Genomic DNA, 23,361 nt, shown 5'->3' with positions numbered 1-23,361 from the left:
AATTATACCGTTTGTATAGCCTCTTTTACAGGACGCCCATTTTTGAATGCTTCACGGGGCTTTAAACCCAGTAATTCAAACATCTGCATATCTTCATTAAATGAAGGATTAGGCGTGGTTAATAACTTGTCGCCGGCAAATATGGAATTTGCACCTGCCATAAAACAAAATGCCTGATCGGTCAGGCTCATTTCAGTTCTGCCAGCGGATAAACGTACCACTGTTTTAGGCATTATAATTCTTGCTGTTGCAATCATTCTCACCATCTCCCATACAGATACACGAGGTTGATCTGCTAAAGGTGTTCCCTTTACCGGAACCAGCGCATTAACAGGTACAGATTCCGGGTGCTTTGACATATTTGATAATGTTTTAAGCATGGAGATCCTATCTTCAACTGTTTCTCCTAATCCGATGATACCTCCACTGCAAACTGTAAGTTTCGCTTTTCGTGCATTATCAATAGTTTTTAAACGATCATCATAAGTCCTGGTAGTAATAATACGCTTATAATCTTCTTCAGAAGTGTCTAAATTATGATTGTAAGCATATAGTCCTGCATCAGCTAATCGCTGGGCCTGAGATTCTGTAAGCATACCCAGGGTACAGCAAACCTCCATATCTAGGGCATTTACAGAACTAACCATTTCAATTACTCTGTCAAAATCACGATTATCTCTTACTTCACGCCATGCTGCTCCCATACATAAACGAGAGGCACCGGCATCTTTGGCTTTTTTAGCGGCTTCTGTTACCTGTTCAACTGACATTAAGGCCTGAACCTCCAGATCTGTATGATATCTTGCTGCTTGCGGGCAATACGAACAATCTTCAGGGCAACCGCCGGTCTTTATGGACAAAAGACTGCTTATCTGAACTTCAGAGTAATCTTTATTCTCTCTGTGTACGGTTGCTGCGCGATACACTAAATCGAGCAGAGGACTATGATATATTTCTGCAATTTCTTCTTTTGTCCAGTTATTTCTGATCTCAGTCATAGAGTTATTCCGCTTTTTAAAACGATGAGCAAATTTAAAATAAAATAGTAAGGCTGAAAATCAAAGGTTCAATAAATTATAAGATAAGCTTACTGGCTAAACCTAAGAGTAATAGAAATCCAAATACGTCGGTAAAAGTGGTTATTATTATAGATGAAGCTATTGCAGGGTCAATTCCAACTCTTTTAAGAACCAGAGGTATAGCAGATCCAGCTATCCCTGCAATGATCAGATTTCCTGTCATGGCGATGAAAATAACAATTCCCAGCATTGGATTCTGATCGTAAAATAAGGCAAATAAAAATACGATAAAGCCAATTGTTGCACCATTGATCAACCCAACTGTAAATTCTTTCAAAACTGTTCTGTAAGCCTGATTATCAGAAAGGTCGTTCAATGAAATACGCCTTACCGTAACTGCAAGAGCCTGTGTAGCTGCATTTCCTCCCATACCGGCTATAATTACCATGTAGCCGGCAAGGACTCCCAAGCTTGCAATTGTGCTGTCAAAATAACGAATGATCGATGCTGCTAAAAAAGCAGTTCCAAGATTTAAAACCAACCATGGTAAACGACTTTTAACAGCTTCCTTCCAGTTTCCTGCAAGTTCTTCATCCTCTGATACCCCTGATATCTTTAATATATCTTCGGTATTTTCTTCCTCCATAACATCGATCACATCATCGAAGGTTATTCGTCCCAATAGATGCATTTCATCATCCACAACCGGAATACTGGTAAGATTATATTGAGAAATTAATTTGGCTACTTCTTCCTGATCAGTATCGGCTTTAACATAAACAAAATCGGATTTAATTAATTCTTTGATTCTGACATTGTTACGGGCTTTAATAATATCCTTTAAGGATACAATACCAAGTAATATATTCTGATCATTAATTACATTAATGGTATAGAACTCCTCCATCTCTTCAGATTGGTGGATAATCTCTTCTATGGCGTCTTTTTTTATTAAATACTCATTGATCTTGATCACCTGAGTATTCATCAAACCACCGGCAGTATCTTCCTCGTACTTTAGTAAAGAACGAATATTGGAAGCATCTTCTTCATCAAGTTCCTGAAGGATCTCACGCTGCTGTTCTTCAGGCAACTGGCTGATAATATCTGTTGCATCATCATAATCCAGTTCTTCAACTATTTCTGAACGTCTTTCCGGATGCAGGTTTTCCAGAAGCTTCTCGGGATGAAATTCAGAATCCATCTCGGAAATAACCTCAGAGGCTAATTCAGCAGGTAAAATGCTGATTATTCTTTCCCTTGATTCCTGGGATAAACTTTCGAAGAGAATTGCAATTTCTGATGGGTGATATTCAGAAATAAGTTCTTTCAAAGCAGCATCGTCCTCTTCCAGGGCACGCTTGATCTTTAAAAGATCTGATTTATCTAGCTCAAAAGACTGCATTTGTTAAAAGTAGGAAATTGAGATGAGAAATGATTGATTTTTGTCTTTTGAAGATCATCCAATTGCAGAAAAATCTTGAAAACTACCTGTTTTATAGATCAGCTTTTATTAAGCCATCCTTTACGCCAAAAATAGATCATTTGTGCAATGGCAATGATGAGCATCCCTCCCATTGTATACAGATATCCATTTTCATTGTACAGTTCGGGCATATTATTATTCAGAAATTTACCTGTTTTGGGATCTTCAATGGCGAAATTCATCCCATAAACACCTGCAATGAATGTTAGAGGTATAAAAATAGATGAAATAATTGTAAGTACTTTCATGATCTCATTCATACGCTGGCTTATGAGTGTTAAGTTCATATCAATAAGACTGGTTGTGAGATCCTTATAGTTTTCAATCAAATCAATGATCTGCATGGTATGATCATAAGTATCCTTTAGATAGGTTCTTGAAGTTTTACCAATAAGTTTAGAATCACTCCTGATCATGTCATTGATCTTATCTCGTTCTGGCCAAGCAGCCCTTCTAATGCTGATCATCTCCCTTTTAATGTTTTGAGTCTGAAACATGAGTGATTTATCAGCTCTTCGGTATAATAACTCTTCAATTGTTTCAAGTTCATCTCCAAGTTTATAGATGAGAGTGAAATAATTGTCTAGAATGAGATCATTTAGTGCATATAACAAGTAGGATGATCCAGCACTTCTGATATTTCCTTTTCCTCCTTTTAATCGATTTATGACAGGTGAGATATTATTAGAATAATTTTCCTGGAAACTGATCAGTAATTTGGGAAATAATATAAACGAAACCTGTTCATTTTCAATTTCAAGTTGTTCATCAACATAGAGCATTCGGCTAACTACAAATAAATAATCTTCGTATTCATCCAATTTAGGTCTCTGCCTGCAGTCGGCAATGTCCTCTATTACAAGTTTATTAATACTAAACTTCTTTTCAATGTAGGTTAACAGGTCAGCATCACCAATTCCTTTGACCTCTATCCACCTGTGTAGCTCTTTGTGTTTTTCAATTTGTATTTCAAGTTCATCGATACTATTTATTTTTTCAGAATAAAACTCATCCGAATTATAGGAATAAACTGTAATCTGTGGCTTTAATGCATCTTCATATAACTGAATTGAACCAGGACTAGTACCCGGAACAGGTATATATTTTTTTGTTTTTAACCTTATTCGCCTGATTTTTGACATCTCTATAGATATTTTATGCTTTGCGGCCCCTGATTAAACAAGAGATCAACTATACTCAAATTAGGAAAAAAGCCGTTACGTTCTTCAAAAACCTGAAAATAAGGTTTGAAATGTATTAGAGAATTATGCTTAGGGTGAATGATATCTCTGAAATCAGTAAGATCCTGATAAGATTTCTCAAAGGTTTCAGTGTATTTAAATTGAATATTTAGCTTGAGGAATCTTAATATTAAACTCATAACTTCTTCATTATAGTCAAATAAGAAATTCCATTTCTTTTCGAAAAATATACTTAAATCGTCCTCATAGTATTCAAAATAGGCAGAACTTCTGTAGGATGTCTGCAAACTCATTAGGTGCATACGCTGCCATTGAAAGTCATAACTTATTCTAACATCTTTTACTTTAGTATGTGATTTAGAACCTTTTATGACAGGTACGATAAGATCTAATTTCCCATTTGGAGAATGAATCGTTGCCCGGTTTCGATAGCTTTGTTTCTGAAAATTTTCAGCATTCTCAAAAAGAATATTTTCTTTATGAATTAATAGATTGCTGAAATATTCAATTGGAGGAAGATAAAATAAAGGGAATACAGCGCCTTTTTCCATCATATAAGTTAAGTTTGTGCAAAGATGCCGAAATTAAGTATTTAACACTCATACAGCAATAATGTTCTTGATGAACTTTACCTATTATATCGCATAGCTAAATAATCAGATGAATCTAGTTTTTTTCAAGATCATTTCAATTTTACTATACCTCCTATCATTACTTCCGTTCCGGATACTTTATCTGCTTTCAGACATTCTATACCTTTTGTTATTTTATGTGTTTAAATATAGAAGAAAGGTTGTTGAACGAAATCTTTTAAATTCTTTTCCTGAAAAAACAGTAGAAGAACGTTTTAAAATTGAAAAACGATTTTACAAACACCTGGCTGATCTGATATTTGAATCAATAAAAACAATTACTATTAGTCCGGAAACTTTGAGGAAGCGTTTTGTGTTCTCTAATTTAACTGAATTGACAAATTATTTCGATGCAGGTAAATCGGTAATAGCTGTTTCAGGTCATTATGGAAACTGGGAATGGGGGCCTTTAGCAGCTGCATATGAATTGAAACAGAAAGTTCTTGTTGTTTACAAGCCATTAAGTGATAAGCGTTTTGAACAGCTCATCAACTCAATGAGATCCAGATTTGGTGCTATAATGGTTCCAATGAAACATACCCTCAGAAAAATAATAGAACACAAAAGTCAGCCTCATGTATTGGTTCTTGTGGGCGATCAAACTCCACCACGTGAGGAATCACATTATTTTACAAGGTTCCTGAATCAGCCAACTGCAATATTTTTGGGTGTCGAAAAAATTGCTGTCAGAACAAATGATCCTGTAATATATTTCAGTATAAATAAAATTAAAAGAGGTTATTATGAATGTTCAATTAAACATTTAGTAGAGGTTCCAAATCAAACTCAGGAATTTGAAATTACCAATATTCATACCCGTCAATTGGAGAATATTATTCGGATCAGTCCGGAATATTGGTTATGGTCACATAAAAGGTGGAAATTTAGTCCGGATAATTTAAAAATGCAACATGACTGATCTTCCAAGAGTTGCTGTAGTGATTCTCAACTGGAATGGATTGAATTTTTTAAGCAGGTTCCTTCCCTCGGTTTGTGCCAGTACTTATCCTAATCTGGATATCATTGTTGGTGATAATGCCTCAACTGATGATTCAGTAGACTATCTGCTGCAGAATTATCCACAGATTAAAATCATCATTAATGATCAGAACTATGGATTTGCCGGTGGTTATAATAAGGTTTTGAGTACTCTTGATCAGGAATATTTTGTATTGCTCAACTCTGATGTGGAAGTGGAGCCGGGTTGGATTGAGCCGGTGATCCGTTTAATGGAGAATGACATCACTATTGCAGCTGCACAGCCCAAGATTCTATCCCAGGCCAATAAACAGCTTTTTGAATATGCAGGGGCTGCCGGTGGATTTCTAGATATTTTTGGTTACCCCTTTTGCAGAGGAAGAATATTTGATTCGGTTGAAATGGATAAAGGTCAGTATGACAACAGTTCAGAGATCTTTTGGGCATCAGGAGCTGCTTTTTTCATAAAAAGATCTAAATGGCTTGAAATGGATGGATTGGATGAAGATTTCTTTGCGCATATGGAAGAGATCGATCTGTGCTGGCGTTTAAAGAATAATGGTTATAAGATCATGTACTGTGCTGAATCGACTGTATATCATGTCGGTGGAGGCACCTTAAATGCTGAAAGTCCCTTTAAAACCTATCTCAATTTCAGAAACAACCTTGTATTACTTCAGAAAAACCTTCCTTCAGGACGAGCTGTCCTGATTATTTTTATCAGATTCTGGTTGGATCTTCTTTCTTTGGTAAAATATTTAATGGATGGAAAGCCTGAAAATGCAATCGCTATCAGTAAGGCGCATGTTTATTTCATTCGAAATTTATTCAGCAACATCCTAAAAGCAAGGAAAATCTCTAAAAAAAGCCTTAATCAAGCGGGATTATATCCTGGAAGTATAGTCTGGCAGTATTTTGTTAGAAAGAAGAAAACCTTTATCAGTTTAAAGAAAACTTTCTAGTGCCAGGCGATAGCCGTTCAGTCCAAATCCTGTTAATACACCTTTACAGTTTTTTCCGGTAAGTGAAATGTGCCTGTATTCTTCCCGGGCATAAATATTGGATATATGTACTTCTACCACAGGTGTATTGATGCCTGCAATTGCATCTGATATTGCAACGGAAGTATGGGTATAACCACCGGCATTCAAAATAATTCCATCATAAGAAAAGCCAACTTCATGCAGTTTATTAATGATCTCTCCCTCTACATTGCTTTGGAAATACTCGAGCTCAATGATGCTGTATTTGGATCTTAATTCTTCAAAATATGTTTCGAAACTACTATCTCCGTATATTGATTTCTCACGTACGCCAAGTAAGTTTAAATTTGGTCCGTTAATTATCTGTATTTTCATGGATCGTTATTCTTAAAGATTAATCAAACTTAAAAAATATTTTGGACTGGCAATCAGGACTTACTGGCTTTAAATCATATTTAAGATTGGAGCGTTCATTATCTGCAAATACGATTGAAGCGTATTTGCATGATGTGGATAAACTTCAGCAGTTTTTTATAAGCAAGGCAGTAAAAAAAGAACTAAAAACTATTTCAAGCAATGATCTGAAGGATTTCCTTGTTTGGGTAAATGAACTGGGTATGCTCCCTCCCACTCAGGCAAGGGTTTTATCAGGTCTGAAGGCATTTTTTAAATATCTCGTTCTTGAAAATATTATTAGCATCGATCCCTCTGCACTGCTGGAAAGTCCCAAAACAAGCAGAAAATTGCCTGATACCTTAAATATTCTGGAGATCAACAGCATGATTGAGGCAATTGACCTGTCCAAGCCTGAAGGGATGCGAAATAAGGCCATGCTTGAAATTTTGTATGGCTGTGGTTTAAGGGTCTCTGAATTAACCGGATTAAAGATATCCAATCTTTATCTCGACATTGATTTTATCAAGATACTGGGAAAGGGTAATAAGGAGCGTTTGGTTCCTATTGGGTCTGATGCGATCAAGTTCCTGCGTTTATTTATCGATGATATTCGCATCCATATAGCAGTAAAGCCTGGAAAGGAAGATTTTGTATTTCTGAATAAAAGAGGCAATCCAATCTCCAGGGTCATGGTTTTCCTTATTATAAAGGATCTGGCTGAAAAGGCAGGGATTAAAAAGAATATTAGTCCGCATACCTTCAGGCATTCATTTGCCACCCATTTAATCGAAGGCGGAGCCGATTTAAGGGCTGTTCAGGAAATGCTTGGGCATGAAAGTATTACTACTACGGAGATTTACACCCATTTAGACCGCGATTATCTAAGAGAAACGATCATCCAATTTCATCCAAGGAGCTAATTTTATTGTTCTTCCTTAAAATAGACCTTATAGAAATTCATGGATTTATCTTCATCAAATCCCTTTTCGATTAAATCTTTATTACCGTGGATGTAGATATGAAAGTTTTTGTCAAGCTTTAAAATGCTTTTAAAGACCTTTGCTTGCTTCTTTACTGCTGCTCCTGAGATGTCAAATGGCTGATCAAGTCCTGCATCAAATTCTTCATTGTATTCGCGGCTGAAATTTTTGAAGGATTCAATAGCTTTGGGGTTTCCTATAACTTCTTCTGAAAATTCATCTAAATTAAAACTACCTTTTTCCTTAAAATACTTCATTGACTTGTTCAAAAGGTCTATTTTGTCAGCTTTTGATATCTCGAAATCTTCATCTATTTTGTTAGTGATAAAATCTTTACAAACCCCTAATGTTATATTTGTTTTATTGAAACTATCATTTCTGATCTTTAACTGTAGAAATTCATCCTTCCAGTATGCAGCGTCAGTACGGTTGGTTTGATCAATTACTATTACTTTATACCCCTCTTCCTTCTCAGAATTGAAGATCAGGCAGCCTTTGTCAAGTTTAGTGATATTGATTGCATCTTCCTCATAAGATAGTGCAAAGCCTCCCTCTTCAGGGTTTACCTTCAAATAACTTTCCTTGGTTTCAGATTTGAATATCCCGATCGCATCAACCAATTCTCCTTCCAGCTGGATATCTCTGAATGTAGCAATATAAAGCTCTCCTGACTTAATTTTAGGGTGATTGGAAATATTAAACAAATGCTTTGTGATCTGCCCGCTTAGGTTATGAAAAGCAGACTGATCATCAAAGATCATGGAACTGAAGTGAAAAAGCTCGTTTAAGTTCAGGTCGTCACTTGAATGCGTAAATCGAAATACTTCATAGGCCTTTTCAAAAGGCGATAGAAAATACTGCATTAGCAGTCGCCTTAAGGTCTCATCTTCGATACGAAGTGTGTTGTCAGACAAACTATAAAACTCATTTAAACCTTTGTTTCCTACTCTATGTACAGAAAGTTGTGCCAGAGTAGCTTCGAAATATGTAACCATAATTAAAATGCAATAGAATTATTTAGGTTTGAAAACCTTGTGAATAGAATTATAAAACTGCCCTGATCATTCTGTCTTTCCCACCCATATCCTGGCGTAGCTCAACCTCAATAAAACCTTTCTCATTTAATAGTTTTACTGTTTCCTGACCAAATTTTTCGTTTATTTCCAGAAAGAGAAAGCCATTTTTCTTTAAATGATTTAATGCAAAGTCAGCGATAGCACGATAAAATAAAAGTGGATCAATGTCAGGTACAAACAAAGCGGTATGAGGTTCATGCTTTAGTACATTATCCAACATTTGTTCCTTTTCAGAATTTGTTACATATGGTGGATTACTCAAGATCAGATCATATTTTGTATTGATCAATTCCAGATTGGATGGTTTTAAAATATCATCATGAACGAAATTAATATCAGTTTGATTTAAATCCGCATTTTGTCTGGCTGTATTTAAGGCTGATTCAGAGATATCAATTGCTGTAATATCAGCCAGAGGGATATATTTTTTAATAGAGACAGGAATGCATGCACTACCTGTTCCAATATCAAGGATTTTTAATACTTCTGTTTCACCATTTATAGCCCGAATCGTAATTAGTGCCCAATCCACCAATTCTTCTGTCTCAGGCCTTGGAATAAGTACATCAGGATTTACTTTAAATATCAGATCGTAAAACTCTGTTTCACCCAGAATATATTGCAATGGCCTGCCTTGTATTAACTGTTCAAGTATTTTAAACAATTGTTCGGCATCATCAGCAGGAATTTCCTCCTGTTTTATACTCAAATATTTTGCCCTCTCCAGCTTGCATACAAAGCTGATGCTTAGCCATGTAAGGCTTTTTGCTTCTTCAGGTCCGTAAATTGGAGATAATGCATCAATAAATTTTCTTTCTGCTTCTATGAAAGTCATGGGGCAAAGTAAACCAATTAGCTTGAAAATTTCACAGATTTAGCATTTTCTATATAACAGAATTAAAAATTGCAAAGCACGACATAATTCTGTTATTGATATCTATTTTTGCTGAATGGTTCAACACCAGTTTTTTTTAAAGCGCTGCATTGAATTGGCCCGACTAGGTGCAGGTTCAGTTAGTCCAAACCCAATGGTAGGTTCTGTGATCGTGTGTGATGATCAGATCATTGGTGAAGGATATCATATGGCTTACGGTCAGGCACATGCTGAAGTTAATGCAATAAGAAATGTATTTGAAAACCATGCAAATGCAAAAGAACTTCTCAAACGATCTACGATCTATGTCAATCTTGAGCCTTGCTCTCATTTCGGAAAAACACCCCCCTGCGCTGATCTGATCATTTCCAATGAAATACCAAGAGCTGTAATTGGTTGCAGGGACCCCTTTGATCAGATAAATGGTAAGGGTATTGAAAAGTTAAAGAACGCCGGTATTGAGGTAATAGAGAATATATTGACAGATAAATGCCTTGATCTGAATAAACGTTTTTTTACACGAATACAAAAACAGAGGCCTTACATTATCCTGAAATGGGCACAAACGACAAATGGATACTTCTCCCCTTTAGACCAATCTCAAAAATGGATCAGTTCTAAGGAGGCTAAGCAATTGGTCCATCGCTGGAGATCTGAGGAAGATGCTGTGTTGGTTGGAAAGAATACCGCTCTTGCAGATGATCCAAAGTTGAATGTCCGTGATTGGTCAGGCAGGGATCCGGTGAGAATTGTAATTGACCGGAGACTTGAATTACCCACAGACCTAAATGTTTTTGACCAAACCCAGAATACCATCATTTTTAATAATATTAAAACAGATATTGTTGGTAAGATAAAATACCTGGAGCTTGAAGATTTTGACAATTTACTTCCACAACTTATCGCCTATCAACTGTATCTAATGGATATTCAGTCACTTATAGTGGAGGGCGGCAGTAAAACGCTTAATTTATTCCTAGCGTCTGGCTTATGGGACGAGGCCAGAGTATTTATCTCTCCGCAAACCTGGGAGGATGGCATCTTAGCTCCGGAATTAAAGGGGAATGCAAGTGAAGTACAGAATATTGGTCCGGATATTTTAAAGATCTGGCATAATAAAACATAAGATGATCTTTATACTCATAAGTGTTTGTTTTAGTGTTTTTGTTTCAGTTCTGCTTAAACTGGCCAAGCGATATGATATTGATAACAGGCAGGCAATAGCATGGAATTACTCCATTGCCGGATTACTTACCTGGATAATTTACAGGCCGGAAATACCTTCGTTGAGCGAAAATATCGTCCCTGTTTATGTAATGTTAGGAATTCTGCTGCCCACTCTCTTTGTAATTCTTGCTTTATCAATAAGATATACTGGAATAGTAAGAACGGATATTGCACAAAGATTATCGCTATTTATTCCGGTTCTTGCTTCGTTTCTGATATTTAATGAGGAACAATCGGTAATGAAGATCATTGGCATTTCCATTGCTTTCCTGGCCATTATTTTTTCAATTCCATGGCAAAAGGATACTGATGCTAAAAAAAACTTTTGGATCTATCCTGTTCTTGTTTTTATTGGGATGGGGATAATTGACACTTTATTCAAGCAAATAGCCAAAACAACGACTATTCCATTCACCTCATCGCTGTTGCTTGTTTTTATTATTGCCTTTGTATTATCATTTTCTTATCTGCTTTATTTGTATTTCTTCAGGAAATTGAAGTTTACTTTGATCAATTTGATCTGTGGATGGATATTGGGGATCGCTAATTTTGGAAATATACTTTTTTACATGAAAGCACATCAGGATTTGGCCAAACAACCATCTCTTGTGTTTTCAACAATGAATATTGGTGTTATTCTCTTAGGATCAGCTGTTGGTGTATTCATATTTCGTGAGAAACTTAGCCGCCTGAATTACGCAGGTATCCTATTTGCCCTGGTATCCATTCTTTTCTTGTATTACGCCCAATAAGGATAATGCTGTTTGACGATACATTTAAAACTATTTTAAATCCATCTGAGGGAATCTTCAGAGATAGAGGCAGCAGGTTCATTGCCTATCTGTACCCTATTCATTCAGAAGCTGAGATCAAAGATATTATTGCAGAGTTAAAGTCGATGCATCCTAAAGCAAGACATCATTGCTGGGCTATGCGGTTAAGCCCTGATCGAACTATTTTTCGTATTAATGACGATGGAGAACCATCAGGAACTGCCGGAAGACCAATTCTGAATACCTTGTTATCATATGATCTGACAAATATCCTTGCTGTTGTAGTAAGATACTTTGGAGGCACCTTATTAGGTGTTCCAGGATTGATAAACGCCTATAAAACTGCCACTGTTGAGGCCATTAATCAATCAGAGATTGTGGAAAAGACAGTTGACCTCATTTTTAAAATCGAATTTGGGCATCCAGCGATGAATGAAGTTATGAAAGTGATCAAGGAGGAAAATCTTAAGATCTTTAATCAGAGTTTTGATCTTAAATGTTCTTTTGAACTAGAGATCAGGCAGTCTCATGTCAATAAAATTATTGGCAGACTTGAAAAAATTGAAGGTTTGAAGTGGAAGGGTTAAGTTTAGAGCCTTCAAAATATTCTTCTATAAAACTTGTTTAAAAACCCCGATAATACAATCTGATTAGCTCATAAAGATAAATACAGGTAAATTTGTGTTTAAATATTATTAACAAAGCATGAATCAAATCTCAAATGCCGACTTAATTATAAATCAGGATGGTAGCATTTACCATCTTAATTTATTGCCTGAAGATATCGCTGACACTGTGATAACTGTTGGTGACCCTGACCGGGTTTCTGAAGTCAGCCGGTATTTTGATCGAATTGAACTAAAAAAAGGTAAGCGTGAGTTTATTACACATACAGGTTACCTAGGTTCCAGACGCATTACAGTGCTTTCAACTGGTATTGGGACAGACAATATTGATATAGTGCTCAATGAACTAGATGCACTTGTTAATATTGATTTTAAGACAAGGCAGGTAAATAATATGTTGAAGAGCCTGGATATTATACGAATTGGTACTTCGGGAGCAGTTCAGGAAGATATACCAATGGGAAGTATTATAGTTTCAGAATTTGGTTTGGGACTTGATGCCCTGATGCAGTATTATGTACATGAGGTTTCAGGTGATGAGCGTATACTACTCGATGCTGTTAAGTCACATTTTCATCATTTAAAGGGTATTACACCCTATATCACGGCAGCTGATCATGGTTTATTGGAAACAATTGGTAAAGATCTATTGAAAGGCATTACAGTTACTGCACCTGGCTTTTATTCTCCACAGGGCAGAGAGGTACGGGCAAAAACTGCCTTTCCCGGTTTAGTGGATCTTTTCAGAACATTTAGTTCCGGAAGACAAAGAATTACAAATCTGGAGATGGAAACTGCAGGAATTTATGCGTTGGCTAAGGCTCTGGGTCATAAAGCTATATCCGTTAATGCAATATTAGCCAGCAGAGTAAAATTCGAATTTTCCTCTAATCCAGCCAAAATAATTGATGGGGCAATTCAAATGGTATTAGCTAAACTTTAAGGTTTAGTTTTTATAATTCTCTGATCAACTGATGGAATTTACTGATGGCTTTTAATTTATTTTCATCCAGATTGAAATCAATTTTATTCATCAGATAATCATCCAGATCAAAGTTTTCTACTTTATTCAGGGTTTTTAAAACATCTTCTCTATGATCAAGTCCAAGTTTTAATGCGGTATTAAATGCCAGTTTGAAGGCTTCCGGGATTGGTTTATTGGATGCCCAAACAGCAAATGCGAAAGGTAATTCTGTAAAATTAAACCATTCTTCAGCAAGGTCATAATGATATAAAAATTGTTCTTTCTTTCCGAAAGTCCTGTCGCCGATTAATACAAAAGCATCAGCCTGATCATGATCTACAAATTCGGGATTGATTTTCCAGAAGTTTTTGAGCAGTACTTTAGCAAGATTATTAGAGGTACGTGACTGTGCATCCAATTGTAATGTTTTAATCTCAGATATTGGTTTATTGCTAAAAACGAAGACCGAATCAACTGCTCCAACTGCGCCTATACAATAATTTGAGACGATATGATAATCAGGAACATGAAGCAAAGCTGCAACAGGAACTAAACCTATATCGACCTTATTTTCAATGAGTTTAATAGCGCAATCTGAAGGAATATCTAAACTAAGTTCAATTTGGTTCAGGATGCCTGAATGCATTATTCCGTATACAAAAGGTTTGGAATTGGTATAGGAAACAGCTGATACTTTTATCTTATTCAAAACTGATCGAATGGGTAATCTAAATGGTTTGTGTTATTAAAATCAAGAATATGGAATTCTTTTCCATCATATTCAACCTTATAGAGGGTTGTATTTGAGTGAGGAAAAGTATCCATTTCGGTAAGTGGCTGATTGGTCAATAGACAAAGAAATAATCGCATGGCACGACCATGCATGCAGATCAAAATATTCTTATCATTATTTTCTTCAATTAACTTCTCTAGTACTATTAACTGTCGTTCTTTGACATCCAGCGGACTCTCACCACGTTCAAACTTGTGATGAAGCTCACCTGATTTCCAATCCTGAGTGATCTTATGAAAATCAGATCTTATTTGTTCAGTACTTTCTTGTCCTTCATGGATTCCCCAACCTAATTCATCCAATCCGGGATATTGTGTCCATGGAATATTATTCTCAATAAACTTTTCAACCGTTTGATGAGTTCGTCTTAATGTGGAAGTATAGACCTTGTCGAATGGGATATGCTTGTAGGCTCTGTAGAATGCCTCGGCCTGTTCTCTCCCCTTTTCATTTAATTCAGAATCCATCCCACGGCCCTGAACAATACCAAGCTTGTTCAGATCTGTTTCACCATGACGGATTATATAGATTGTTTTCTTCAATTGATTACAGGTAATTGATAATATTTAGGCTTTTCCTCTACCGGGAATTGAAAATCGTTGTAGTCTGTTATCACATTGTACAAAGTATCCCGCTCCATAGGATGTCTTCCAATTTGTTTGATCAGCTCCACCAATTCCTGGGTACTCATAGCCGGATGCTGTTCTTCAGCACCTGCCATTGAATAGATCTTTGTGGTATCATCCAGGGTACCATCAATATCATCTACACCAAAATTCAATGACAATTGCGCTGTACTGCGGCTGATCATCGCCCAATAAGCCTTGATATGTTCAAAATTATCAAGGTATATTCGGGAAATGGCATAATTTCTTAGGTCTTCAACTACCGAAACTTCAGGTACATGTGACATTTGATTGTCCTGATTTCTGAATTTTAATGGAATAAATGTTTGAAAACCTCCTGTCTTATCCTGCAATGCCCTTAATTGCTCAAGATGATCAACACGATGTTTAAATTCTTCAATATGCCCATAAAGCATGGTGGCATTTGATCGCATCCCTAATTTATGCCATTCTTCATGAATTTGAAGCCATTGCTCGCCGGTACATTTATCTTTTGCAATTATTTCTCTGATCTCCGGAGCGAAAATTTCAGCACCTCCACCAGGAATGGAATCAAGACCAGCTTCCTTCATTAATTTCATTCCTGTAGCATAATCAATCTTAGCCTTTTTGAATATATAGTGATATTCAACAGGTGTTAAAGCTTTTACATGAAGTTCAGGTCTGTGTTTATGAATCGCAGTAAATAGTTCTGAATAAAATTTCAGATCATATTGAGGTAATACGCCCCCAACCAGATGTACCTCTGTTACTGGTTGCCCATCGTATTTTTTGACGATATCAAGCATTTCTGCCATGGTATATTCCCAACCTTCAGACCTTTCTTTGATCAGGACTGAATAAGAACAGAATTTACAATCGTAGATACATAGATTGGTAGGTTCAATGTGAAAATTTCTATTAAAATAGGTTTTATCGCCATGACGTTTTTCGCGTATATGGTTGGCAAGTACACCTAAATATCCTAATTCGGCCTTTTCATAAAGTAAAACACCTTCATCAAAGGAAATACGTTGGTTTGATCTTACCTTTTCTGCAATATTTATAAGTTCTGCAGAAAGATTTGAATCATGTATTAGCAGGTCTAAGTTTGTCTCAGCGTTCATTTTAATATTTGTGTAAAAGTACAATATTGTACATCATTCAATATCATTTGCTTGTAAAAGCATTTATTTTTGCACTGATCTTCCCTGCAAATACATTCATTTGTAATAAAATGGTAAAATCAGGTATCATTTTTTATTCTTTATTTATCTTGCTCCTGAATTAAAGAAAATAATATTAAAATTGATTGATTATGAAGATCGAGACCATCGCTATACACGCAGGTAATACAATAGATGAGCATAGCAAAGCTGCGATTCAGCCTATTACTTTATCTACCACCTTTGAGCGTGGTGAAGATGGTGGATATCCTGGGGGATTTATGTATTCAAGAGCAGATAATCCAAATAGAAAATCACTTGAAAATGTAATTGCCAAACTTGAAGGTGCCGAAGAGGCAGCTGCATTTTCATCAGGTAATGCTGCTGGTGGCGCTGTGTTTCAGGCTCTGGGGCCTGGGGCACATATAATTGCTCCTGATGATATGTATCATGGTCTTCGTAACCAGCTATTACAGATTTTTAATGGAATTATCGAGGTAGATTTTATTGATCTGTCAAATTTAGCAGATGTCAAAAACGCTATTAAAACTGATACGAAGTTAATCTGGATTGAAACTCCTTCAAATCCTCAATTAAAGGTATGTGATATAAAAGCGATCACTGACATTGCAAAGGAACATGGAATAATGGTGGTCTGTGATAATACATTCAGTACTCCAATGCTGCAGCGTCCTCTTGAACTGGGTTGTGATCTGGTAATGCATTCTACGACTAAATATCTGGGCGGACATAGTGATGTTATCGGCGGTGCTTTAGCTACCAGGGAAAATAACGACTTCTGGAAAAAGATCAAAAATGTTCAGGTACTTTCAGGCGCTGTACCTGCCCCATTTGATTGTTACATGACTGTACGGGGAATTAAAACTTTGCCTTATCGAATGCGGGCTCATACCGAGAATGCTGGTCTTGTGGCAAATTTCCTCGATTCGCATGAGCTGGTTGAAAAGGTTTTTTATCCGGGATTAAAGGATCATCCGGGTCATGAGATCGCAAAAAAACAAATGAGCTCTTTTGGCGGCATGTTGTCCTTTCTGGTAAAAGGAGGATCTGATGAAGCCCGTAAAGTTGTTAATTCAGTAAAAATATTTACTCAGGCCACAAGCCTTGGAGGTGTAGAGAGTTTAATTGAACATAGAGCATCTATTGAAGGCCCGGATACCAAAACACCTCAAAATTTAATTCGGGTTTCTGTTGGATTGGAGAATTCAGAGGATCTGATTGAAGATTTGAATCAGGCTTTGGGTCAGATAAATAAAAATTAATATGCTGTAATACAAGTATTTACATTTTCAATAAAAATTTAATTTGGTTTCAATACGAATATCCCTATATATTTGAAACATTATTTGGTAGCAATATCAATCTGTCTTCAATAAAATTGCTTTATTGATTTATACAGAAGTGGCGAGAGATCAGGCTCTTTGACCCACTGACAACCCCCCGATCGGTTTCGGGGAAGGTGCCAATTCCTGTCCCGAGAGGGAAACTATAAATACATATTGAAATGAAAAAAGAAAAGTCTGCAGTCACTGTATTTCCCAAAGCGGAAATTAAAATCAAATCCCAAAATCTTTCCCGGTTATCAGATACGATATATTGTTGTATGTGCATGCCCCCTATGTATTGTTTTTAAGGTACTCATTTCAAAAAACCTTCTTGAAATCCCTTTAAACAACAATTGATGAGTTTTACTCATATCCTGTTTTTCTAAAAAATATTATTCACGATATCTAATAACATAGTATTATGTCAGCACAAAACTTAAAATTTGAAACACTACAATTACATGCAGGTCAGGAAGTAGACCCAACAACAGGTTCCAGGGCAGTACCTATTTATCAAACGACCTCTTATGTCTTTAAAAGTTCTGAGCATGGTGCAAACCTTTTCGCTCTGAAAGAGTTCGGTAATATCTATACTCGTTTAATGAATCCGACCACTGACGTGTTCGAGAAACGTATTGCTGCACTTGAAGGCGGCGTTGCCGCTCTGGCTGTTTCCTCTGGTCAGGCTGCCCAGTTTATTGCTTTAAACAATATTCTGCAGGCAGGAGATAACTTTGTGACTTCATCTTATTTATATGGAGGTTCATATAATCAATTTAAGGTAGCATTTAAGCGTCTTGGTATTGAGGCTCGTTTTGCAAAAGGTGATGATTCACAAAGCATAGAATCATTGATCAATGATAAAACTAAAGCTATTTATGTCGAATCAATTGGTAATCCTAGTTTTAGTATTCCTGATTTCGAGAAGATCTCTGAAGTTGCCAAAAAGCACGATCTGCCACTGATCGTTGATAATACCTTTGGTGCAGCAGGTTACCTGTTCCGTCCTTTGGAACATGGTGCCAATGTTGTTGTTCAATCTGCTACAAAATGGATCGGTGGTCATGGTACAAGTATTGGAGGTGTGATTGTTGATGGAGGAAATTACAATTGGGGTAATGGCAAATTTCCTCAATTTACTGAACCTTCTGAAGGATATCATGGTTTGGTTTTCAATAGTGTATTCGGAATTGGCGGTCCTTTTGGAAATATTCAGTTCATCATCCGTGCACGTGTTGAAGGATTACGTGATTTTGGACCTTCTCAGTCTCCATTTAATTCATTCTTGTTGTTGCAGGGCATAGAAACCCTGTCGCTTCGCGTTCAGCGTCATGTGGATAATGCTCTGGAACTGGCAAAATGGCTTGAAAACCATCCGCAGGTTGATAAAGTTGTTTATCCCGGATTAAGCAGCAGCCCTAATCATGCTCTTGCCAAGAAATATCTGAAAAATGGTTTTGGAGCTGTCCTTTCTTTTGAGATCAAGGGTGGAAAAGATGCAGCTATTAAGTTTGTTGATAATTTAAAACTGATCAGTCACCTGGCAAACGTAGGAGATACAAAAACCTTGATCATTCAGCCTAGTGCTACTACTCACCAGCAATTAAGTGATGCAGAACAAATTGCTGCGGGTGTAAATCCAGCTTCATTAAGAGTATCAGTTGGTATTGAGCATATCGATGATATTAAGGCAGATTTGGAGCAAGCGTTCGCTTCTGTAAAATAATTAATTTATTGTTTTATCATTCCTGAAAGAATATTGAATGTTCAGGAATGGTCAATATAAACTATGAATACTGTAAATATTTATAAGCATAAAAAGCCTTTCAGCCTTGAGAGCGGGAAAAAGATCGGGGATCTGGAAATAACGTATCATACCTACGGTACCTTAAATTCCAGGAAGGATAATGTTGTCTGGGTTTGTCACGCCCTGACAGCTAATTCAGACGTGTTTGATTGGTGGAAAGGTCTTTTTGGTGATAATTGTCTGTTCAATCCGGAAGAACAATTTATTGTATGTGCGAATATTCTGGGTTCAAATTATGGAACGACAAATCCATTGAGTCTGAACAAAGCTACAGGACTACCCTATTATCTTTCGTTTCCAGATTTTACTGTTCGCGACCTTGCGGCAGCACATCAGTTGCTGGCAGATCATTTGGGATTGACTCAGATAGGCCTGGTGATCGGTGGATCATTAGGTGGTCAGCAAGCTATGGAGTGGGCTATTTTGGAACCTAAAAGAATTAAAAAGCTTGTTCTGATAGCTACCAATGCTCAGCATTCAGCCTGGGGGATTGCATTTAACGAAAGCCAGCGACTTGCCATCACTTCCGACCGTACATTTTATGCTCAAGCACCCTCCGGTGGAAGTAAAGGTTTAAAAGTTGCCAGAAGTATTGCTCTGTTATCCTACAGAACCTACGGAACATACGCTGCTACCCAGCTTGAGGTAAATAGCGATAAAATTACCGACTTCAAAGCTGCTTCCTACCAGAATTATCAGGGCGAGAAGCTGGTTAATCGCTTTAATGCCTATAGTTACTGGTATCTGACTAAGGCAATGGACAGTCATCATGTTGGCAGAAAAAGAGCTTCAATTGAAGATGCTTTAAAACAGATACAAGCCAAAACATTAGTGATCGGAATTTTGAACGATGTTCTTTTCCCAATCGAAGAACAACAGTTTTTAGCCAAAAATATACCTAATGCACGTTTTACGGAACTAAATTCTTTTTACGGGCATGACGGTTTTTTGATCGAAACAGAGATATTAACACAAGAGATTGGAAATTTTATTAAAAGCGCAGATTCTGATAATTCAGTGATCAGTCTGCATAAAATAGCATAGAATGAGTAAGAGATTAACAATTGGATTATTTGGATTCGGAGTTGTGGGACAGGGTTTGTATGATATTATCAGTACTAAAGATCTTAACATAGAGATCAGAAAGATTGCCATTAAAAATCCGGACAAGAAACGCAGTCTACCGGATGAGTTATTTACAACAGATGCCAACGTAATATTAAATGACCCGGAGATCAATACAATAATTGAGCTGATCAATGATGCAGACGCTGCCTATGAAATTGTTACCAGGGCTTTAAAAAGCGGAAAAAATGTCGTTTCTGCCAATAAGAAAATGATAGCTGAGCATCTGGATGAATTAGTTGAGCTACAGGAAAAATATGGAACTTCATTACTTTATGAAGGATCTGTTTGTGGTAGCATTCCAATCATCAGAAATCTGGAAGAATATTATGACAATGAATTATTGCATTCTATCAGTGGAATTTTTAACGGCTCATCAAATTTCATTCTTTCAAAGATCGCCAATGAAGGTTTGGAATATGCAGATGCACTCAAACAAGCCCAGGACCTTGGATTTGCAGAAAAAGATCCTATTCTTGATGTAGGAGGATACGATCCGAAATATAAACTGGTTATTGCCGCGGCACATGCTTATGGTTTATTTGTAAGACCTGAAGAAGTTTTGAATATCGGTATTCAGAACTTTTCAAATGCAGATCTTCAATTTGCACAAGAGCATCAGCTTAAAATAAAGTTGGTTCCGACAGCCAAAAAGCTGAATGATAAAGAACTAGCCATGTATGTTATACCCAAGCTTGTTCCGAAAAGTGATTTCCTTTATAATGTTGAGAATGAATACAATGCAGTGTCTGTGAAGGCAGCTTTTGCAGATCAGCAACTATTTTATGGAAAAGGTGCCGGGGGCCATCCTACTGGTTCTGCTGTACTTTCTGATGTGGCAGCATTACGTTATGATTATCGCTATGAATACAAGAAATTCAATCATGATTCAAAACTAAAGCTTCAAAATGATCATGTTATCCCTGTTTATATCCGGTATAATAATGAAGACCTGATAAATAGTTTACATTTTGAGTTTATTGCAGAACAGCATAAAAGTCTTGATCTGAAGTATGTTCTTGGAGGAATTAAGATCAGTGAATTGATCCTGAAGAAACAAGATATACTGGATGATGGTGCATTTTTAGCTCAGGCTAGTGCATTGACTGAAAAATTTGAGGAACTGAAACGAGTTAAGTTTGAAAAAATCTAAGCTCTATTAAAAGACTAAATAAGGTTAATTACCAATTAAATTGAAAATTTGTGGTAATTAACCTTTCTTTCTTAAATGAGGTAATATCGCCTTCTGCCATATTGCATAGCCGTTTTTATTCATGTGAAGTTTATCACCTAAAAAGATATCCGGCATCGGGCTACCATCTTCCAGCAGCATTTTATTATAAACATCTGCAAAACCGGTTCTTGATCTTCTTTTAATGTATTTTCTGATCATTTCATTGGCTCTTACCATTTCGGGCATATGCTTTGCGCGGCTCGGACTTGGTTTTATTGACACAAATAGAATATGAGCACGGGGAATTTCCTTCCTGATCATACCGAATAATTTACTGAAACGGTTAAAAACCGTATCTGCATTGGCATTTGGCGACGTAGTAAAATCATTCTCTCCACAATAAATAACCACCTGAGAAGGCTGATATGGGTATATGACGTCAGGTGCATAGCGAATCACATCAGGCAAACTTGATCCGCCAAACCCACGGTTAATAATAGTGTATCCAGGGAAGTAATTTTGTACATCTTTCCACATGGTAAATGATGAACTCCCTACAAATAAAATAGCACCCTTTTCAGGAGGATTTATCTTGTCCTGCGTTTTAAATGCCTCAATTTCTTTAAAAAATGGAGGATTGGTCTGGGCAATTACGGTTTTGCTGAAGACTTGTACAAACAACAAACCCAGAATTAATAGATTGATCCTTTTCATTTAGTTAAATATTTATTGAAATAATTAAAAACATTAATTTAAGTTATATTTCCCGATTAAGATCCCAGGCCTCAAGATAATCAGCTACTCTCCGTACAAATGATCCACCTAAAGAACCATCGACCACCCGATGGTCATAAGAAAGGGAAAGGAACATCATATGTCTGATAGCAATAACATCGCCATATTCCGTTTCAATAACGGCAGGTTTCTTTTTAATCGCTCCTACAGCCAATACAGCAACTTGTGGCTGATTGATGATCGGAGTTCCCATGACATTTCCAAAAGTACCGACATTTGTAAGTGTGAAAGTACCGCCCTGAGTTTCATCAGGCTTCAGCTTTGACTGACGCGCACGGCTGGCAAGATCATTTACAGCTTTGGTTATTCCAAGCAGATTTAACTGATCTGCATTTTTAATAACCGGAACGATCAGATTTCCACTTGGAAGTGCAGCTGCCATTCCGATATTGATATCACGCTTTTTTATGATCTGAGTTCCATTAACTGAAATATTGATCATTGGCAGGTCTTTGATCGCCTTTGCAACAGCTTCTATAAAGATCGGTGTAAAAGTGATCTTCTCTCCTTCCCTCTTTTCAAAACTACTTTTAACACGTTCTCTCCATTTCACCATATTGGTCACATCGGCTTCCACAAAAGATGTAACATGTGCAGATGTTGACTTGCTCATTACCATATGATCGGCAATAAGCTTACGCATGCGATCCATTTCAATGATCTCATCACCACCGGAAACAGAAGTTATTGGTGCTGAAGGTTTGGATACAATAGTTTGTACTGGTTCAGAAACAATGGTTTGTATGGGAGCTGCCTGTAATACTTGTGTTTTATTTATTTTGATATAATCGAGTATGTCCTGCTTGGTCACACGGCCTTCTGAACCTGTTCCTGTAATGGAGTTCAATTCCGAAAGACTTATTCCCTCTTCTGCAGCCATACTTTTAACTAATGGCGAATAGAAACGTTCAGAATTACTAAAATCTACAGGTTTAAGCTTTTCCTGACTAATTTCTTCTTTCACTTCAGGAACAACAGTAGTTTGAACAGGTTCAACTTTAACAGCTTGCTCAGCCTTTACTTCCTGAGGTTGAACGCTTGAAATTTCAACTTTTGAATCAGCATCAGTTTCAATTACAGCAATAACAGCTCCTACCTGAACTACGTCTTCTTCATTAAACAGGATCTTGACAAGCTTTCCGGCCACTGGTGATGGTACTTCAGAATCAACCTTATCTGTTGCGATTTCCAAAACAGATTCATCAATTTCTATCAGATCACCTGGTTGCTTTACCCATTTTATAATTGTAGCCTCAGCAACACTTTCACCCATTTTTGGAAGCACTAATTCGTATAAAGCCATAGTCGATTATTTAAAGAATTGGTTTTCTCAG

General features: G+C 36.8%; 23 protein-coding genes and 1 riboswitch. Of the genes, 11 read left to right on the top strand and 12 right to left on the bottom strand.

Annotated elements, in window-relative coordinates; genetic code table 11:
- Positions 1-2 precede the first annotated feature (2 nt).
- From bioB to BLR27_RS14110, 4 genes are all read right to left on the bottom strand, one after another.
- Positions 3-998 (bottom strand): biotin synthase BioB, encoded by a 996-nt coding sequence (gene bioB, locus BLR27_RS14125; RefSeq protein WP_090705928.1) that lies wholly within the window; start codon positions 996-998, stop codon positions 3-5.
- A gap of 76 nt (positions 999-1,074) precedes the next feature.
- On the bottom strand, positions 1,075-2,424 hold the full coding sequence (gene mgtE, locus BLR27_RS14120; protein WP_090705926.1) for a magnesium transporter: 1,350 nt from the start codon (positions 2,422-2,424) through the stop codon (positions 1,075-1,077).
- A 98-nt stretch (positions 2,425-2,522) separates the two neighbouring features.
- Positions 2,523-3,647 carry a magnesium/cobalt transporter CorA gene (gene corA / locus BLR27_RS14115; protein WP_090705924.1) on the bottom strand — a complete coding sequence of 375 codons (1,125 nt, stop codon included), beginning with the start codon at positions 3,645-3,647 and terminating at the stop codon, positions 2,523-2,525.
- A gap of 2 nt (positions 3,648-3,649) precedes the next feature.
- Positions 3,650-4,261, bottom strand: a complete 612-nt coding sequence (locus BLR27_RS14110) for a WbqC family protein (protein ID WP_317040491.1) — start codon at positions 4,259-4,261, stop codon at positions 3,650-3,652.
- Positions 4,262-4,367: 106 nt separating this feature from the next.
- On the opposite strand from BLR27_RS14110, the gene BLR27_RS14105 reads away from it, so the two are divergent.
- Positions 4,368-5,258 (top strand): lysophospholipid acyltransferase family protein, encoded by an 891-nt coding sequence (locus BLR27_RS14105; RefSeq protein WP_090705923.1) that lies wholly within the window; start codon positions 4,368-4,370, stop codon positions 5,256-5,258.
- The gene (locus tag BLR27_RS14100; RefSeq protein WP_090705921.1) at positions 5,251-6,279 is read left to right on the top strand and encodes a glycosyltransferase family 2 protein; all 1,029 of its coding nucleotides are present in this window, start codon (positions 5,251-5,253) and stop codon (positions 6,277-6,279) included. The genes BLR27_RS14105 and BLR27_RS14100 overlap by 8 nt, the downstream gene beginning before the upstream one ends.
- Here BLR27_RS14100 and aroQ read toward each other — a convergent pair.
- Entirely contained in the window at positions 6,262-6,675 is a 414-nt protein-coding gene (aroQ, locus tag BLR27_RS14095; RefSeq protein ID WP_090705919.1) for a type II 3-dehydroquinate dehydratase, read from the bottom strand. The two genes, BLR27_RS14100 and aroQ, sit on opposite strands and share 18 nt — an antisense overlap.
- 41 nt (positions 6,676-6,716) lie before the next feature.
- On the opposite strand from aroQ, the gene xerD reads away from it, so the two are divergent.
- Entirely contained in the window at positions 6,717-7,616 is a 900-nt protein-coding gene (xerD, locus tag BLR27_RS14090; RefSeq protein ID WP_090705918.1) for a site-specific tyrosine recombinase XerD, read from the top strand.
- 2 nt (positions 7,617-7,618) lie between these two features.
- Here the strand turns inward: xerD and BLR27_RS14085 are convergent, their stop codons facing one another.
- Together BLR27_RS14085 and prmC are read right to left on the bottom strand one after the other, a co-directional pair.
- The gene (locus BLR27_RS14085) at positions 7,619-8,671 is read right to left on the bottom strand and encodes a nucleoid-associated protein (RefSeq protein WP_090705916.1); all 1,053 of its coding nucleotides are present in this window, start codon (positions 8,669-8,671) and stop codon (positions 7,619-7,621) included.
- A 49-nt stretch (positions 8,672-8,720) separates the two neighbouring features.
- The gene (gene prmC, locus BLR27_RS14080) at positions 8,721-9,587 is read right to left on the bottom strand and encodes a peptide chain release factor N(5)-glutamine methyltransferase (RefSeq protein WP_090705914.1); all 867 of its coding nucleotides are present in this window, start codon (positions 9,585-9,587) and stop codon (positions 8,721-8,723) included.
- Positions 9,588-9,702: 115 nt separating this feature from the next.
- Here prmC and ribD point away from each other — a divergent pair, with 115 nt between their 5' ends.
- The 4 genes from ribD to BLR27_RS14060 all read left to right on the top strand — a co-directional run bounded on the left by ribD (position 9,703) and on the right by BLR27_RS14060 (position 13,195).
- Positions 9,703-10,752, top strand: a complete 1,050-nt coding sequence (gene ribD, locus BLR27_RS14075; protein ID WP_090705913.1) for a bifunctional diaminohydroxyphosphoribosylaminopyrimidine deaminase/5-amino-6-(5-phosphoribosylamino)uracil reductase RibD — start codon at positions 9,703-9,705, stop codon at positions 10,750-10,752.
- A gap of 1 nt (position 10,753) precedes the next feature.
- A complete protein-coding gene (locus BLR27_RS14070) occupies positions 10,754-11,605 on the top strand; it encodes an EamA family transporter (RefSeq protein ID WP_090705911.1) in 852 nt (283 codons plus the stop codon).
- Positions 11,606-11,610: 5 nt separating this feature from the next.
- Complete coding sequence (locus BLR27_RS14065; RefSeq protein ID WP_176767710.1) at positions 11,611-12,213, top strand: IMPACT family protein; 603 nt, start codon at positions 11,611-11,613, stop codon at positions 12,211-12,213.
- A 118-nt stretch (positions 12,214-12,331) separates the two neighbouring features.
- Positions 12,332-13,195: a nucleoside phosphorylase gene (locus BLR27_RS14060; RefSeq protein WP_090705908.1), complete on the top strand. Its 864-nt coding sequence runs from the start codon at positions 12,332-12,334 to the stop codon at positions 13,193-13,195.
- Positions 13,196-13,205: 10 nt separating this feature from the next.
- Here the strand turns inward: BLR27_RS14060 and BLR27_RS14055 are convergent, their stop codons facing one another.
- From BLR27_RS14055 to mqnE, 3 genes are read right to left on the bottom strand one after another with little or no spacing between them, the layout of a single operon-like run.
- The gene (locus BLR27_RS14055; RefSeq protein ID WP_090705906.1) at positions 13,206-13,925 is read right to left on the bottom strand and encodes a menaquinone biosynthetic enzyme MqnA/MqnD family protein; all 720 of its coding nucleotides are present in this window, start codon (positions 13,923-13,925) and stop codon (positions 13,206-13,208) included.
- The gene (locus BLR27_RS14050; RefSeq protein ID WP_090705904.1) at positions 13,922-14,551 is read right to left on the bottom strand and encodes a histidine phosphatase family protein; all 630 of its coding nucleotides are present in this window, start codon (positions 14,549-14,551) and stop codon (positions 13,922-13,924) included. Before BLR27_RS14050 ends, BLR27_RS14055 begins: the two co-directional genes overlap by 4 nt.
- On the bottom strand, positions 14,548-15,741 hold the full coding sequence (mqnE, locus tag BLR27_RS14045; RefSeq protein WP_090705903.1) for an aminofutalosine synthase MqnE: 1,194 nt from the start codon (positions 15,739-15,741) through the stop codon (positions 14,548-14,550). Before mqnE ends, BLR27_RS14050 begins: the two co-directional genes overlap by 4 nt.
- Positions 15,742-15,932: 191 nt before the next feature.
- On the opposite strand from mqnE, the gene BLR27_RS14040 reads away from it, so the two are divergent.
- From BLR27_RS14040 to BLR27_RS14025, 4 genes are all read left to right on the top strand, one after another.
- The gene (locus BLR27_RS14040) at positions 15,933-17,063 is read left to right on the top strand and encodes a trans-sulfuration enzyme family protein (protein WP_090705901.1); all 1,131 of its coding nucleotides are present in this window, start codon (positions 15,933-15,935) and stop codon (positions 17,061-17,063) included.
- A gap of 126 nt (positions 17,064-17,189) precedes the next feature.
- Positions 17,190-17,296, top strand: a riboswitch (SAM riboswitch).
- A 251-nt stretch (positions 17,297-17,547) separates the two neighbouring features.
- Positions 17,548-18,852 (top strand): O-acetylhomoserine aminocarboxypropyltransferase/cysteine synthase family protein, encoded by a 1,305-nt coding sequence (locus tag BLR27_RS14035; protein ID WP_090705899.1) that lies wholly within the window; start codon positions 17,548-17,550, stop codon positions 18,850-18,852.
- A gap of 63 nt (positions 18,853-18,915) precedes the next feature.
- Entirely contained in the window at positions 18,916-19,977 is a 1,062-nt protein-coding gene (locus tag BLR27_RS14030; protein WP_090705898.1) for a homoserine O-acetyltransferase family protein, read from the top strand.
- 1 nt (position 19,978) lies between these two features.
- Positions 19,979-21,211: a homoserine dehydrogenase gene (locus BLR27_RS14025; protein WP_090705896.1), complete on the top strand. Its 1,233-nt coding sequence runs from the start codon at positions 19,979-19,981 to the stop codon at positions 21,209-21,211.
- A gap of 57 nt (positions 21,212-21,268) precedes the next feature.
- Here BLR27_RS14025 and BLR27_RS14020 read toward each other — a convergent pair whose 3' ends face one another.
- Positions 21,269-21,946, bottom strand: coding sequence for a GDSL-type esterase/lipase family protein (locus tag BLR27_RS14020; RefSeq protein ID WP_090705894.1), 678 nt, complete (start codon positions 21,944-21,946; stop codon positions 21,269-21,271).
- Between the two features lie 43 nt (positions 21,947-21,989).
- Positions 21,990-23,330, bottom strand: a complete 1,341-nt coding sequence (locus BLR27_RS14015; protein ID WP_090705893.1) for a dihydrolipoamide acetyltransferase family protein — start codon at positions 23,328-23,330, stop codon at positions 21,990-21,992.
- Positions 23,331-23,361: the final 31 nt, after the last annotated feature.

This window comes from Daejeonella rubra (assembly GCF_900103545.1).
GTDB lineage: Bacteria > Bacteroidota > Bacteroidia > Sphingobacteriales > Sphingobacteriaceae > Daejeonella > Daejeonella rubra.
The sequence above is the reverse complement of the archived record's forward strand: the minus strand, read 5'-3'. Positions and strand labels throughout refer to the sequence as shown.

Coding starts and splice junctions, on each gene's coding strand:
- mqnE (WP_090705903.1), bottom strand. CDS start 15,741: ATGAACGCTGAGACAAACTTAGACCTGCTAATACATGATTCAAATCTT.
- mgtE (WP_090705926.1), bottom strand. CDS start 2,424: ATGCAGTCTTTTGAGCTAGATAAATCAGATCTTTTAAAGATCAAGCGT.
- BLR27_RS14020 (WP_090705894.1), bottom strand. CDS start 21,946: ATGAAAAGGATCAATCTATTAATTCTGGGTTTGTTGTTTGTACAAGTC.
- bioB (WP_090705928.1), bottom strand. CDS start 998: ATGACTGAGATCAGAAATAACTGGACAAAAGAAGAAATTGCAGAAATA.
- aroQ (WP_090705919.1), bottom strand. CDS start 6,675: ATGAAAATACAGATAATTAACGGACCAAATTTAAACTTACTTGGCGTA.
- BLR27_RS14035 (WP_090705899.1), top strand. CDS start 17,548: ATGTCAGCACAAAACTTAAAATTTGAAACACTACAATTACATGCAGGT.
- BLR27_RS14025 (WP_090705896.1), top strand. CDS start 19,979: ATGAGTAAGAGATTAACAATTGGATTATTTGGATTCGGAGTTGTGGGA.
- corA (WP_090705924.1), bottom strand. CDS start 3,647: ATGTCAAAAATCAGGCGAATAAGGTTAAAAACAAAAAAATATATACCT.
- BLR27_RS14015 (WP_090705893.1), bottom strand. CDS start 23,330: ATGGCTTTATACGAATTAGTGCTTCCAAAAATGGGTGAAAGTGTTGCT.
- BLR27_RS14030 (WP_090705898.1), top strand. CDS start 18,916: ATGAATACTGTAAATATTTATAAGCATAAAAAGCCTTTCAGCCTTGAG.
- BLR27_RS14070 (WP_090705911.1), top strand. CDS start 10,754: ATGATCTTTATACTCATAAGTGTTTGTTTTAGTGTTTTTGTTTCAGTT.
- BLR27_RS14105 (WP_090705923.1), top strand. CDS start 4,368: ATGAATCTAGTTTTTTTCAAGATCATTTCAATTTTACTATACCTCCTA.
- BLR27_RS14040 (WP_090705901.1), top strand. CDS start 15,933: ATGAAGATCGAGACCATCGCTATACACGCAGGTAATACAATAGATGAG.
- BLR27_RS14060 (WP_090705908.1), top strand. CDS start 12,332: ATGAATCAAATCTCAAATGCCGACTTAATTATAAATCAGGATGGTAGC.
- BLR27_RS14110 (WP_317040491.1), bottom strand. CDS start 4,261: ATGATGGAAAAAGGCGCTGTATTCCCTTTATTTTATCTTCCTCCAATT.
- BLR27_RS14100 (WP_090705921.1), top strand. CDS start 5,251: ATGACTGATCTTCCAAGAGTTGCTGTAGTGATTCTCAACTGGAATGGA.
- ribD (WP_090705913.1), top strand. CDS start 9,703: ATGGTTCAACACCAGTTTTTTTTAAAGCGCTGCATTGAATTGGCCCGA.
- BLR27_RS14085 (WP_090705916.1), bottom strand. CDS start 8,671: ATGGTTACATATTTCGAAGCTACTCTGGCACAACTTTCTGTACATAGA.
- BLR27_RS14065 (WP_176767710.1), top strand. CDS start 11,611: ATGCTGTTTGACGATACATTTAAAACTATTTTAAATCCATCTGAGGGA.
- prmC (WP_090705914.1), bottom strand. CDS start 9,587: ATGACTTTCATAGAAGCAGAAAGAAAATTTATTGATGCATTATCTCCA.